General features: G+C 65.6%; 10 protein-coding genes. 4 read left to right on the top strand and 6 right to left on the bottom strand.

The window, feature by feature from the left end:
• Positions 1-33 precede the first annotated feature (33 nt).
• From ACZ0AJ_RS21105 to ACZ0AJ_RS21125, 5 genes are all read right to left on the bottom strand, one after another.
• Complete coding sequence (locus ACZ0AJ_RS21105) at positions 34-627, bottom strand: hypothetical protein (RefSeq protein ID WP_499456379.1); 594 nt, start codon at positions 625-627, stop codon at positions 34-36.
• A gap of 208 nt (positions 628-835) precedes the next feature.
• Positions 836-1,891: an AI-2E family transporter gene (locus ACZ0AJ_RS21110; protein WP_499456380.1), complete on the bottom strand. Its 1,056-nt coding sequence runs from the start codon at positions 1,889-1,891 to the stop codon at positions 836-838.
• The gene (locus ACZ0AJ_RS21115; RefSeq protein WP_499456381.1) at positions 1,884-2,735 is read right to left on the bottom strand and encodes an alpha/beta fold hydrolase; all 852 of its coding nucleotides are present in this window, start codon (positions 2,733-2,735) and stop codon (positions 1,884-1,886) included. Before ACZ0AJ_RS21115 ends, ACZ0AJ_RS21110 begins: the two co-directional genes overlap by 8 nt.
• Positions 2,736-2,838: 103 nt before the next feature.
• Positions 2,839-4,470, bottom strand: coding sequence for a M28 family peptidase (locus ACZ0AJ_RS21120; protein ID WP_499456382.1), 1,632 nt, complete (start codon positions 4,468-4,470; stop codon positions 2,839-2,841).
• A gap of 109 nt (positions 4,471-4,579) precedes the next feature.
• On the bottom strand, positions 4,580-6,832 hold the full coding sequence (locus tag ACZ0AJ_RS21125) for a M28 family peptidase (protein WP_499456383.1): 2,253 nt from the start codon (positions 6,830-6,832) through the stop codon (positions 4,580-4,582).
• A gap of 508 nt (positions 6,833-7,340) precedes the next feature.
• Here ACZ0AJ_RS21125 and ACZ0AJ_RS21130 point away from each other — a divergent pair.
• From ACZ0AJ_RS21130 to ACZ0AJ_RS21145, 4 genes are read left to right on the top strand one after another with little or no spacing between them, the layout of a single operon-like run.
• A complete protein-coding gene (locus ACZ0AJ_RS21130) occupies positions 7,341-7,991 on the top strand; it encodes a response regulator (protein ID WP_183554407.1) in 651 nt (216 codons plus the stop codon).
• A 3-nt stretch (positions 7,992-7,994) separates the two neighbouring features.
• Positions 7,995-8,966, top strand: coding sequence for a hypothetical protein (locus ACZ0AJ_RS21135; RefSeq protein ID WP_499456384.1), 972 nt, complete (start codon positions 7,995-7,997; stop codon positions 8,964-8,966).
• On the top strand, positions 8,963-10,519 hold the full coding sequence (locus ACZ0AJ_RS21140) for a sensor histidine kinase (protein ID WP_499456385.1): 1,557 nt from the start codon (positions 8,963-8,965) through the stop codon (positions 10,517-10,519). Before ACZ0AJ_RS21135 ends, ACZ0AJ_RS21140 begins: the two co-directional genes overlap by 4 nt.
• Positions 10,520-10,545: 26 nt before the next feature.
• Positions 10,546-12,237 (top strand): M14 family zinc carboxypeptidase, encoded by a 1,692-nt coding sequence (locus tag ACZ0AJ_RS21145; RefSeq protein WP_499456386.1) that lies wholly within the window; start codon positions 10,546-10,548, stop codon positions 12,235-12,237.
• Positions 12,238-12,419: 182 nt separating this feature from the next.
• On the opposite strand, the gene ACZ0AJ_RS21150 is transcribed toward ACZ0AJ_RS21145, so the two are convergent.
• Entirely contained in the window at positions 12,420-14,231 is a 1,812-nt protein-coding gene (locus ACZ0AJ_RS21150; protein ID WP_499456387.1) for a DUF885 domain-containing protein, read from the bottom strand.
• Positions 14,232-14,236 lie beyond the last annotated feature (5 nt).

Here is a 14,236-nt window from a genome sequence, read left to right on the forward strand (position 1 = left end):
CCGGACTGTCCTTGAATGGCGAGAGACGCGAGGTCAGGCGCGTGGTTTGCGTCCGCTGCGTCCGCTGCGCCCGTTTTGCACGAGCGCCAGTGCAGCCAGGCCACCCAGCAGGATCGCGGGCGCGCCGGGTTCAGGCACCGCCACCGCTGTACCGGTTTCCAGGCGCGCGCTCAGTGCGCCGAATTCGCTCCAGTCGACGCCGCTCAGGTCGAGCGCGATGGTATGACTGTCGATGATCGACAGGCCTGGAATGCCGGTGACGCCGCTGGCGCCGGTCAATGTGAACGCCGTGACTGGCAATGCGCCGCCAAGATCGAAACGCATGCTGTAGGCGCCGGGCGCGACGGCATAGTTGGCGATCACGGTCAGCATGCCGTCAGCGGAAAAGTCGATCCCGAACAGGAAATCCGACGTGAAGAACTCCACGCCGGTATCGGTAGGGTCGAGCTTGCTGGTATTGGCGCCCGGGCCGGCCACGAAGCCGTGATCCAGCCCGAGCATGCCGTCGGCCGCGCCGTTGTAGGTGGCAGTGATGCTGGCGTCTTGCAGCATCAGGGGCGCCGCGTGCACGCCCCCCTGACCCAGTGCGACGAGCGCAAGGGCCTGCAGTAGATAGTTGGTTTTCAAGATGTCTCCGGCTTGTATTTTTTTAACTGCGAAGAAGGCTCGATGTCAGAGCCCGTGCCGATCTGGTTGATGCGTCAGGCTACCGGACGATGCATCGCGCCTAACCGGTTCATCGATTCTAGATTGGCCCAACCAAATTCGCAAGTTGGTAAACCATAGCAAGAGATTATTACAACAATTTTAATCATTAACGCCAGATAGGCTGGCGTCAGTTCAACCAGCGAACCCGTTTCAACTCGGCTTTGACGAACGCGTAGATCACCGGCGCGGCAACCATGCCAGCGGGGCCGAACATGATTTCGAACGCAAACAGCACGATGAGCAGTTCCCAGACCTTCGCGCCGATCCGGTGGCCCTGAATCCGCGCGCTCAGGAAATATTCAAGCTTGTGGATGACAAGAAGGAACACCGCTGAAACAACGGCGGCCGGAAACGCGACGCTCAGCGCGATCGTGCAGATCAGGGTGTTCGACACGATATTGCCCACGACGGGCAGCAGGCCAAAGAGGAACGTCGCCAGGATCAGGGTTTTGACGTAGGGAAGATTCCAGCCCAGGGCCGGCATCACGGCTAACAGGTACACCCCCGTCAGTGTCGCGTTGATGGCGGCAATCTTGGTTTGGGCCCAGGCCACGTTCTTGAACGCGGTGGCCAGCATGCTCCAGTGGCGGTGCCATGTCCGGTAGAAGACGGAATGCCTGGTTTCGTCGGTCGGTGTGACGGTAATGCTCACTGCGGCCAGCACCCCTGTGATCCAGCCGATCACGGTCAACAGCAGGCTGCGCAGGATGCCCGAGCCAATGCCCGCGACCGCATTGACATGCTCCTTCAAGGTGTCCGACGCCAGTTCGCGCATCTCGAAGAGCGATTGCGGCACGTACTCAGCCAGCGCCGGTGGCAGGAACTGCTTGATCTGCGTGATCGTCTCGGCCACCTTCAGCGAGAACGCACGCAACGATTCGCCCTCAAGGAGCCGGACCACCAGAACGGTGATGATGGCGAGCACGGCAATCGACCCCAGGCCGACCACGAAGCTCGCGATGAATTCGTGCGAACGCAGCTTTTTGTACAGGTCACGCGTGCGCAGGATACTCAGCAGGCCGCGCGTGAGCACGAATGCCAGGAGGCCAGCCAGCAGCGCCGGTACCGCATGCAGCATCAGGGCCAGAAGCAGGCAGGCGACGAAGATTGCGGTTGCCGCGTCGCGCGGGAGGTTGAATTTATATGAGGTCATAAAGTCGCGGTCAGCGTCGTGTTCAACCATCGCTCGCCTGCTCCCGCAACCACGCCAGCGCCGACGCCGCGCTGTTCAACACCGAGATATGCCCGTCATCCGGCCGCTGCCACAGCCGCGCCGAGCGGCAGCTGCGCGCCAGCCACTCGCTGTGGGCACATGGCACGACGCGGTCCTGCGCCCCATGCACCAGCAGCACCGGCTGCACGATGCGCGCGCAATCGAAGCCCCATGGCGTGACATATGCCAGGTCGTCGTCGATCAGGCCACCCGGGCCTTCGCTCAGTGCCGGCCGGACCACGCTGTCGAACCACGACCAGGTGCCGGACAGCTCGGCCCAGTCCTCGGGCGTGAACATCTCGCGATCAAACTCTTGGTTCAGCCCCTCGTGCTGCACCTTGGCCGCGTGTCCCTGCGCAGCGGCCCGCAGCGCTGCCGCGCCCGATGCTGTCATCCCATTAAACCAGTCCAGGCCTGCCGCATCGAACGGCGCCAGGCCAGCAATGCTGACGGCAGCGATGACCCGCTTGGGCAGCAGCGCAGCGCAGGCCAGCGCGTGCGGCCCGCCGCCCGAATGCCCCATCACGGCGAAGTGCTCGATCCCGAGCTGGTCGGCGATGCGCGCGACGTCTTCGGCGCACGAGGCGACATCGCGGCCGCTGCGTGCGCTCGAGCCGCCGTAGCCAGGCCGGTCGTAGCCGATCCAGCGGATGCCCATTTCAAGCGCCGCGGCAAACAGCGGGGCAGGCGGCTTGCCGATGTTCGGCGTGCCGTGGTGCCAGAATACGGTCAGCTCGGGTTCCTCGAACTCCGGCTTCCAGTCGTAATAGTGCAGCACCCGGCCATCGCCCAGCGTCAGTTCGTTCTCCTGCATTGCATGCCTTTCATCGCTCGATGGCGTGATGCTACAACGAGAAACGGGCTGGTGCGCACTCGTCATGCACGCCAGCCCGTTCAGGTCCTGCTACCGGAGCGAATTATTTCGCCGTTTCGCGTGCCTTGCCGAACGGGTCGCCCGCTTTCCAGGTCGGCATCTTCGGCGCATCGGCCACCGCGCGGCCCAGGTTCAGCGTGAACTGCGCCTGCTGCACCATGCCCGACAAGTCCCAGCTCGGATCGTACTCGTCGCCCACCTGGTGGTACTTGGCGCGGTAGGTCTTGGCCTTGGCGTTGTTGGCGTCGACGTCTTTCACCCAGCTGCTGCCGGCGCCGACCGAGAAGGCGGGCACGCCGGCCTTGGCGAAGCTGAAGTGGTCGCTTCGGAAGTAGCCGCCGCCCAGGTCCGGCTTGCTTGGTGCAATCACCAGGCCCATTGACTTGGCCACCGTGGCCGCCATCGCGCCCAGTTCGGTGCGCTCGCTGCCCGGCACGCTGACGTCCTTGACCAGGCCAACCCAGTTCAGGCTATCGAGGTTCAGGTTGGCGGCGGTCTTGGCGATCGGCCACAGGGGCGCGGCCACATAGGCGGCGCTGCCCAGCAGGCCTTGCTCTTCGGCGCCGACCCACAGGAACATCTGGCTGCGCTTGGCCGGGTTCTTCACTGCTTCGGCGGCCATCGCCAGCAGCGCGCCGGTGCCCGATGCGTTGTCGACGGCGCCGTTGAAGATCGTGTCGCCCTCGGTGCCTTGCTTGCCCATGTGATCCCAATGCGCCGAGTAGATCACCACTTCGTCTTTCAGCTTCGGGTCGGTGCCCGGCACGACGCCGGCCACGTTGAACTCTTCCAGCGTGCGCACCTGCGCGCGCGCCTCGCCCTTGACGCGGGCATTCAGTGCGACCGGCTTGAAGTTCTTGTCTTCAGCGGCGGCGCGCAGCTTGTCCAGATCCTGGCCGCCGGCTGCGAACACCTTGCGCGCCGTGGCGTCGGTCATCCAGCCCTGCAGGCCGCTGCCGACTTTACCTTCGGTGAGCTGGAAGCGTTCGGCGTTGGCCCAGCTGTTCTGTACCACGCTCCAGCCATACGAGGCCGATGCATCGGTGTGGATCAGCAGGACACCGGCTGCGCCCTGGCGCGCCGCTTCTTCGAGCTTGTAGGTCCAGCGACCGTAGTAGGTCAGGCCCGCGCCGTTGAAGCGGTTCGCTTCGGCGGCGGTCGGCGCCGGATCGTTCACCATCATCACGATCACTTTGCCCTTGACATCCATGCCCTTGAAGTCATCCCACTTTTCTTCCGGCGCCACGATGCCGTAGCCGACGAAGACCATCTCGGCGTCGAGCGTGTGATCGGCCTTGCCGTCGCCCGGGCCCCAGACCCAGTCCGCGCCGAACTGCAGCGGCACGGCCTTGCCGTTGGCGACGATGCCGACATTGCTCTTCTCGGGCAGCGAGCGCACGCCGGCGATCTTGACCGGCTGGCGGAAGCTCTTGCCGTTGCCGGGCTTGAGGCCCACGGCGGCGGCCTGCGTTTCAAGATACGTGACGGTCAGCTCGCCGCCGCGCTGGCCGGTACCGCGGCCTTCAAGTGCGTCGGACGACAGGAACGCCATGTGCGCGCGCAGCGGCGCTTCCTGGACGGTTGCCTTGGCCCTGGTCTGGGCATGGGTAGGGAAGGCCAGCGCCAGGCTGCCGGCGAGAGCGGAGAGGATGAGGGAAGAGACGATCTTGTGCATGGAGTCCTGCTGCGAAGTGAATGCCGCGAAGTTGACGCTGCATGGTTAATCAAGCCATTCATCGGGAAGGGCGCACTCGTGGCGCGCGCGGCCATTTTATGACAACTTGTCAGTAAAACCGCAGGATATCGGTCGACATCGTCGTGCCCACCTGCGGCGCCACGTCGTGCGCGCCAGCCGGCAAGAGATGCCGTGGCAGGCCGGGGATGTGTTCCTGCACCGTGATGGCGAAGATCTCGTTGGGCTCACTTTCGATCTCGATTTGCAGTACCCGGTCCCCCATCCCGTACAGCGACAGCGACCACGCGCTTTCCTTGTCACTGAGCGTCACGCCGTCGACACGCGAGCGCAGCGCCCTGGCGCCCTGCATGGCCAGCGCGATATGCGGGGCGCGGTTGGCCGAGCGCACCGTGAATCTGGCCAGCCGCACCTTGCCGACGTGGTTGCGCAGGATGAAGCACTCGGGGAATGCGATCGCATCGTCGCGTGGCGCGACGGCATACCACTGGGGCGCGCTGCGCAGGCCGAACACCTCGACGAAGACGGTCGGCTTCGCGCGGCCCGCGAACAGGTCGCGGCGCCAGTCGTCGAGCGGCTGCTGCGGCAGCAGCCAGTAGGCGCGCCACGAGTTCATGTCCTTGTAATAGACCAGCCCCTCGAGGTTCCCGGGTTCTGCCGCCTGTTCATGTCGTGCTGCAGTGCTATCCGGCAGTGCCAGGCAGGCCGCCAGCGCCAGTGCCAGCGCGCCCGCGACGGCGGCTCTGCTGCGCAGCATCAGCAGGGGACCGGCAAAGCACAGCATGGGCAGCGTCATCAGCATCGGCGGAACATGCATGTGGCCCGGTGCAAGCAGGAGCCAGGCATCGCGCAGCGCCGGCGGGAGCAGGCTCGCGGCCGGCGCCAGGCCGGCCAGCAGGACCAGCAGGCGCACGCCGAATCCTTGCCGTTCGCCCCAGCGCGTATGCAGCAGCGTGAATGCGCCCAGCGCCGCCACTAGCGGCCAGGCCAGCAGCGGGGCGATCGTTGGCAGGAACATGGCGGCGAAGAGCAGGACCAGCGTCGGCCAGGCCAGCGCGCCGAGCACCGTCGCGGCCGTGCCGACACTGCGACGCAGCAGATACAAGCCGGCCACGAATACGCAGGCCGTGACAACGGCAACGGTCAAAGGCAGGCGGTGCTCACCGGCCAGGCCGGCGGCGGCCACCTCGTGATCCCAGCTCCAGGTGCCCACGCGTACCACGAGCAGCAGGAAGCACACGCCAAACGCGCCCTGCGCTGCATCGAGGACACCGTCCTCACCGAACTGGCCCCGCCATGCGCGCGCCAGCATCAGGCAGGACAGGAGCGCCGGCGCCCATACCAGCCACACCGCATGGTGGACGGGGCCGATGATCGGCAGCGAAAAGTAGACGTGCGCCGCCTGGCCGCCCGGTGCCAGCGGCGCCGCACCATAGGCGCGGGCGAGGCGCAGCATGGCGTCGCCCAGCTGACGCGGCGCGGTGCCGGCTGCGCGCGGCTCGCCGCCCCCGAACAACAGCACCGGCGCATCGAGCCGGGTGAGCGGGCCGATGTGGGGCACATCGCCCAGCAGCCATGCCAGCGTCGCATTCGCGGATGCGCCGCGCAGCTCGGGCGCCGCCTGCATCCAGCCCGCCAGGGCCGGTGCACCCGCGCTGCTGGCCTCCAGCATGCGTAGCGGGCCGTCGACGGCGCCATCGAACCGGAGCGCCATGCCGATGCGGCCTGCCAGCGGGTGCTGTTCGATAAATCCTCGGGACCCGAGCATGCCAACCCGCTCGCCGTCGGCAAACAGCAGCACGGTATCGTTGGCCGGCGGGGCGGCGCGCAAGGCGCGTGCGGTTTCGAGCAGGGCGCTGGCGGTGGCCGCACCTAGCAGGGCATCGCGCGGCGCCGCGCCGCTGTCGTAGTGCGTTGCCAGCAGCAGGGCGGGGCGCCGCGCAGCATCGGGCGCAGTACCCGGAATCGTCGCGACGATGTTGTGCACGACCCCGATCGTGTGGTGAATGCCGCCGAACAGCCGGGTAACCGATGTGAGGACGGTGGCGCGCTGCACGGCAGGCGTCAGTCCCAGCGCGCGTAGTTGCTGCATCAGGTAGGTGCGCGCGTGCGCATTGTCGCTGCCGCCGATCGAGCGGGGGCTGGCAGCCAGCACGCTCTGATGTTCGGTGGCGCGCGCGGCCCACGCAGGGGACGCAACCGATGCAACGGGCGCCGGCACGTCGGGCGGGGCCAGCGCCAGCCAGGCCAGGACGGCGAGGGCGGCCAGTGCGACAGCGCCGGCAAGGGCATCTCTGAAACCCGTGATGTGGAAAGCTGGTGATACGGCGCGGACGGCATCCATTGGTTGTTCTCCATGCACCTGTCATCAGGGCGAAAAAAAGCCCGCCGGGTAAACGGGGCGGGCGAAAGAGGACGGTTTTGACTACGAGAGTGTCCAGACATAGGCCAGGTCCGGCGATGAGGGCAAACTTGCCGGCTTGCTACTGACGCCATCATGGAGATGAGAACAATACATATCGACCTCCCTGCGTATTGTTGAAGGGTACATATTTGCCGCTGATGGAATAAATATATGCTAGAGGCTAGCAATTTGCAAATCTATTATGAAGTAATTTAATTTCTATTTGCGGGTTGTTTAGAATGCGACGATGTTTCCGGCACGTCCAGCCAATGCACCGTCTCCGCGCGCATCGCATGCTTTATCCGCCTTTTTACCCATCGCTTCCCCGCCCGTTGTGTGAAATAATTCCCCTCTATTCCCGGGGCCCATTGCCCCGGCCGTGCATGCCGCATCAGGCACCGCACGCGCAATGCATGTGCACCACAGGCCCCCGCGCCAGGAGAACAAATTGGCAGATCAGAACAAACCCATCCGCGTCATGCTGGCCGACGATCACCCCATCGTCATGACCGGTTTTGCCATGTCGCTCGAAGCGGCCGGCATGCAGGTGGTGGGCCAGGCCAAGACCCCGAGCGAGGCCACCGCGCTGTACGCGGCCGAGCAGCCCGATGTCGCCGTGCTCGACATGCGCTTTGGCACCGAGCTGACCGGCATGGATGCGGCCCAGGCCATCCTCAAGTCCGATCCGTCGGCCAAGATCGTTTTTCTCAGCCAGTTTGACCAGGATAGTCTGATCAAGGAAACCTACCGCCTCGGCGCCCACGCCTTCGTCACCAAGGATTGCGACCCGGCCGACCTGGCCACGGCCGTGCGCCACGCGCACGAGGGCAAGCTGTACTTCCTGCCGCATATCGCGTCGCGCCTGGCCAGCATGGCCGTGCGCGGTGAAGTCACGCCGCAGTCGCAGCTCGACGAGCGCGGCCTGGAAATCTTCAAGTTCATGGCCGAGGGCATGACCAACGCCGAAATCGCCGAGCGGCTCGATCTGTCGACCAAGACCATCAGCAATATCAGCCAGTCGATCAAGGAAAAGCTGGGCGTGCACCGCCAGGCCAGTATCACCCTGCTGGCTGTCAAGCACGGCCTGATCGAGCCGTAAGCGATGGCCAAGCTCCTGCGCCGGATGCAGAACGCTTCACGCGCGCGTTCGCTGGCCCCGCTGATCGCCATCGCGCTGGCATTGGCCGCCACCGGCGCCCATGCCGCCCACGCCGCGCAGGCCCCGCAGGCTACGCAAACGGAGCGCGAGCGCGAAGAAGTGCAGGGCTACCGCTTCCAGATCATCACCGGCGACGACAGCGCGGTCACGCACCGCATCGTCGACGATCTGTACAAGCGCCTGGTGCCAACGTTTGCTGCGTTTCGCACCGAGCTCGCGCAAAAGCGCCGCATGCTGTATATCGCGATCGGCCCGACCGCGCTGCGCGATGCGCTGTCGCGCCGCTGCGATTGCGTCGTCATCTCGGCCTATACCTCGAGCCAGGTATGGCGCGGCCTGACGGCGCGCCTGCCCAAGCCACGCCGCATCGCCATCACCGCGGTGTATGCCGAGCCGGCGCCGAACGATCAGATGCGCCTGGCCGAACTCGTGTACGGCCGCCCCGTGCGCGTGGGCGTGCTGCTCGGCCCCGACACCGCCTTCCTGCGCCCGGTGCTGCACGACGCCGCCGAGATCCAGATGTTCACGCCGGGCGACGACCTGAATCACACGCTGAACAGCATGACGCGCGCCGAGACGCTGCTGGCGCTGCCCGACAGCGACATCTACAACGCCGAAAACGTGCGCAACATCCTGCTGTCGACCTACCGCCGCAAGCAGGGCGTGATCGGTTTTTCGGCCGATATGGTCAAGGTCGGCGCGCTGGCCACCACGTATTCGGAAGTCGAAGAAATCAATGCCCAGGTGGCCGAGCTCACGGCCGATTTCGTGCGCAGCGGCGAACTGCCTGCGCCGCAGTTTCCGCGCTACTTCCGCACGATCATCAACGAAGGCGTGGCCAGCTCACTCGACCTGCGCGTGACGGATGCTGCGCGCAACTTCGCCCGCCCAGCGCCGGCGCCGGCGGCGCGATGAACCTGCGTTTCTGGCGCGGCTGGGGTGTCGGGCGGCGCATGGCCGTCATCACGATGCTGCCGGTGATCCTGCTGTTTACGTCCTTCGTCTGGTACTCGTGGTACGCGCACCGTGCGCAGGTGGCCGAAGAGCTGGCCGAGCGTGGCCGTATTCTGGCGCGCGCGCTGTCCGAGACGTCCGAGTACAACGTCATCTCGGGCAACCTGTCCGACCTGCGCCTGACGATCAATGGCCTGGTGCAGTCCGACCGCAGCATCTACCGCGTCGACGTCATCGACGGCAGCGGGCGCGCTGCCGTGCGCGTGGTGTCCGAATCGGCCGCCGACGCCCAGTCGCACTACTACGAAGCCCCGATCCGCAAGCAGGTCGTGTGGATCAACCTGTTCTCGGATAACGGCACGCCGCACGTGTCGGCGTCGAGCGATTCGCGTCCGCCCACACTGACCACCGAAGTGGTGGGCTGGGTGCGGGTGACGATGTCGCCGGCGAACATGATGGCCAAGCAGACCGACCGCTTCCAGATCGAGCTGTCGATGGCGGCGCTGGCGCTGGCCGCCAGCGGCATCCTGGCCTGGGTGCTGGCGCGCTCGCTGATCGTGCCGCTGCGCGAGGCCATTGGCACGCTGCGCCAGATCCGGGGCGGTAACTTCCGCGTCCATCCGCCGGTCACCACCGGTGGCGAGATCGGCGAGCTGCAATCGTCGATCGGCGAGATGTCGCTGGCGCTGGGCGAATCCAAGCGCGACCTCGAAAACAAGGTGGCCGAGCGTACGCGCGACCTGCTCGCCTCGCGCAACGAAGCGCTGCGCGCCGACGCCGACAAGCGCAAACTGATCCAGAAGGTCAACGAGATCATCGAGGACGAACGCAAGAGCATCGCGGTCGAGATCCACGACGAACTCAATGCGTCGCTGATCGCGGCGCGCCTCGAGGCGCAGGCGATTGGCCTGCTGGCAGCCAAGGCGCCTGCCGGTCCCGAGGTGGTGGAAATCAAGCGCAAGTCCGAAGCGATCACCAAGCTCGCGCTCGACCTGTACGCCAACGGCCGGCGCCTGGTGCGCCGCCTGCGGCCCGAGGTGCTCGACATGCTCGGCCTGCACGGCGCGGTCGAAGAGATGGTGCGTCACTACGACACTACATCTGGCTGCCGCTTCGACCTGCACAGCGAAGGCGACTTCGCGCGCCTGTCGAACGAACTGGCCATCTCGGCCTACCGCATCGTGCAGGAGGCGCTGTCGAACGTCATGAAGCACGCCGCCGCGCGCTCGGCGCACGTCAGCCTGCTGCTCGACGAAGGCAAGGGCATGCTGCGCATCCGCGTGGTCGATGACGGCGCCGGCTTCGACACGGCCAGCGCCTCCGAAGGCATCGGCATCATCGGCATGCGCGAGCGCGCCTACGCACTGCACGGCACGATCGAGGTACGCTCGAGCCCCGGCGAAGGCACCGATGTCGCCATCGCCCTGCCATTGACGCTGGCGCCGCCGGCACCGGCCGCGCCCACTGCGCCAACCACGACCGCGCCTGCCGCACCTTCCGGCGTCATCCTGTAAGCATCCTTTTTACTAGCGAAGAACACATGGCTACTGCACCTCTCACGCCCTACGAACAAGGCAATCTGAACCAGACCACCACCTGGGCCGACTGCATCGCCTGGTATCACGACCTCGCGCGCCAGTATCCGGCAGTGCTGCGCTTTGAGCAGGTAGGCGTGTCCGATGCCGGCGTGCCGATCCACGCCGGTGTGGTCAGCAGCGACGGCGTGTTCGACCGCGCCGCGATCAAGGCCGCCGGGCGCGCGGTTTTCTTCAACAATAACGGCATCCATCCGGGCGAGCCGGAAGGCGTCGACGGTTGCATGGCGCTGGTGCGCGACTTTTGCCTCGAGCCGGAGCGCCTGGCCGCGCTGGGCACGACCGTGTTCCTGTTCGTCCCGCTGTACAACGTCGACGGCGCATTCAACCGCGCCGACACGTCGCGCGTGAACCAGGACGGGCCGGAGCAGTTCGGCTTTCGCGGCAACAGCCGCCACCTCGACCTGAACCGCGACTTCGTCAAGTGCGACACGCTCACGGCGCGCGTGTTCAACGAATTGTTCACGGCCTGGGACCCGGACGTGATGGTCGATACCCACACGTCCAACGGCGCCGACTACACCTACACGATGACGCTGATCCACACGCAGGCCGACAAGCTCGGTGGCGGCCTGGGCGAGTTTCTGCGCGCCGAGATGCTGCCCGCGATGTACGCCGGGATGGATGCGCGCGGCTGGCCCACCTGCCCGTACGTGAACCCGGTGCAGGACAGCCCCGATCACGGCATCGCCGAGTTCCTGGAAACCGCGCGCTTTTCCACCGGTTATGCAGCGCTGCACCACACGATCGGCTTCATGCCCGAGACGCACATGCTCAAGCCGTTCCGGGACCGCTACGAATCGATGCGCGCGCTGGTCGACGTCGCGCTGGCCTTCACGGTGCAGAACGCCCCCCGCATCCAGGCGCTGCGCCGCGCGGCCAAGGACGCGGGCCGCACGCAAGCCGAGTGGCCGGTGCGCTGGAAGATGGACGAAGCCAATCCGTCGAGCTTCCGTTTCAAAGGGTATGAAGCCAAGTATAAAAAGAGCGTGCTGGGCGACTACACGCGCCTGTACTACGACCGCAGCAGCGTCTGGGAACGCGATATCGCCTACTACAACCGCTTCCCGGTGGACGTGAGTGTGCCGGCGCCGCAGGCGTATGTGGTGCCGCAGCAGTGGCGTGAGGCGATCGAGCGCCTGGAATGGAATGGCGTGCGCATGGAGCGCATCGACGCCGACCGCATGCAGCAGGTCGCGTACTACCAGATCGACAGCGTGACCTCGCGCCCGACGGCGTACGAAGGCCATATGTTCCATGACGAGGTGGTGATCGAACGGCGTCACGCCAGCGTGCAGCTGCGCGCGGGGGATTATTTGGTGCCGCTGGACCAGGACAATGCGCGCTATGCGGTCGAGACGCTCGAGCCACTGGCGCACGACAGCTTCTTCCGCTGGGGCTTCTTCAATAGCGTGCTGGAAAAGAAGGAGGCGTATTCGGAGTATGTGTTCGAGGACGAGGCCGAGCGGCTGCTGGCGCAGGAGCCAGAATTGGCGGCGAAGTTCGAACAGTGGAAGGGCGAACATCCCGGCTTGCTGACGAACCAGGAAGCGGTGCTGGACTTCATCTTCGCCAACTGCGCGCGCTACCGCGAGCCGGAATGGCGCCGGTATCCGGTGTTCATGATCGAGCGTTGAACACGCCGCCAGAGATTGGCCCGTAACGTAGAAACGTCGTTCCCGCCCTCGCCGGGCGCCTTGGCGGGAACCCCAGTTAGCAGCAGGCCACTATCGCACTTTTGGCCAGCGCATGAGAGCTTGGGTTCCCGCCTCCGCGGGAACGACGTTGTTTTAGGGCGTTGGTAACGCCCCCCACGTCTTTACTTCGACGCTGCAATCCAGCGATCGACCTTCGCTTCCAGCACTGCCAGCGGCAGCGTGCCTTCATCGAGTACCACGCGGTGGAATGCCGGCAGGTTTAACTTGTCACCCAGTGCCGCCTGCGCGCGCTGACGCAGTTCCATGATTTTCAGGGCGCCGATCTTGTATGCCAGCGCCTGGCCCGGCATGACCATGTAGCGCTCGATCTGGGCGCGCGCTTCCAGTTCCGAGTAGCCAAGCGTCTCGCGGAAGTACGTGATCGACTGATCGCGGCTCCAGCCCTTGGTGTGCATCCCGGTGTCGACCACCAGGCGCGCGGCGCGCAGCATCTCGTCGTTCAGGTGGCCGAAATAATCTTCCGGCTTGTCGAACAGGCCCATCTCCTTGCCCAGCGTCTCGGCGTACAGTGCCCAGCCTTCGGTGAACGCCGTGTTGCCGCCAAACTTGCGGAAGTTCGGCAAGCCGAGTTCCTGGGTCAGCGCGATGTGGAAGTGGTGGCCCGGCTGGCCTTCATGCAGGTACAGCGTGACCATGCCGGTGCTGCCGTACTTGGTCGGATCGTTCACCACCGACCAGAACACGCCGGGGCGCGAACCATCGGCCGCCGGTGACGAATAATGGTCCGACGCCGTCTCGCGCGTCAGTTCCGGTTCCAGACGCACTTCGAGTGGCGCCTTCGGCATCAGCGAGAACAGCTTCGGCAGCTTGGTGCGCACGTCGGCGTCGATCTTCTCGAACACGGCGATCACCTGCGCGTCCGACGTGAACGGCTTGTACTTCGGCTGCTCCGACACCCAGCGCGGCAGGCCGGCTGCAGGGCCGGTGTAACCCATCTTCGGGCCGATCTTGCCGTACTCGCCCTGGATGCGCGCCACTTCCTTCTGGCCGATCTCGTGGATCTGCTCGGGCGTCAGGCTTGTCGTGGTCATCGCTGCCACACGCGCCTTGTACCACTCGGCGCCGTTTGGCAGTGAGCCCCAGCCGGCGGTGGTGCGGGTGGCCGGCAGGTAGTCCTTCTCGACATACGTGGCCAGGCGCGCCAGTGCCGGATTGAGCTTCTCGCCCACCGTCTTGCGGTACGACGCCGTCAGCTTGGTCTTGTCGGCGTTTGAAAAGCCCACCGGCAGCGCCTTGATCGGGCTGTAGAAGATGCTGGCTTCCGGCGTGGCCGCGACCAGTGCCTTCAGTTGCGGCAGCAGCGACAGCATCGGCTCGCGCGGATGCACGACGCCGCGCTTGACGCCTTCGCGCATATTCGCGATCGCCTGGTCGATGTAGGCGACCATCTGGTCCAGGCGGCTCAGGTAATTGCGGTAATCCTGCGGCGTGGCGAGCGGCTGTGCGCCCTGGCCACCGGCGTAGTTGGCCATGAAGACCGGCATGTTGAACATCTGGTCCACCGGCAGCAGGTGCTCGGGGAAGGCGCCCAGGCGCAGCGCGGTCTCGAGCTCGAACTTGACGATGTCGTAGCTGGCCTGGTCACGCGGATTGAGGCGCTCGCGCGGGATCGTGCCCAGGCGTTTTAGATAACCGCGGTACAGCGCAAACTGGGCGTCGCGGTTCTTTGGCGCGATTGGCAGGCCAAGCTGACCATCGAAGCGGCCGTCACCGGACTCGGTCGCCCAGACAGGCTCGAAGCGCGCGTAGGCATCGTAATACTCGTCGACCAGTTTGTTGATGGCCTTGCCGGCTTGGGTGTCGGCAGCCGATGCCGATGCTGGTGCGGTGGCCGTGACCGGCGCGGCGCCGGCACTGGCGCACAGAAGCAGGGCGGCCGTGGCCAGCACGCCGGTTTTGAAGAATGGGTTCATCGTGT

It is taken from the genome of Telluria sp. AC161, from assembly GCF_979258535.1.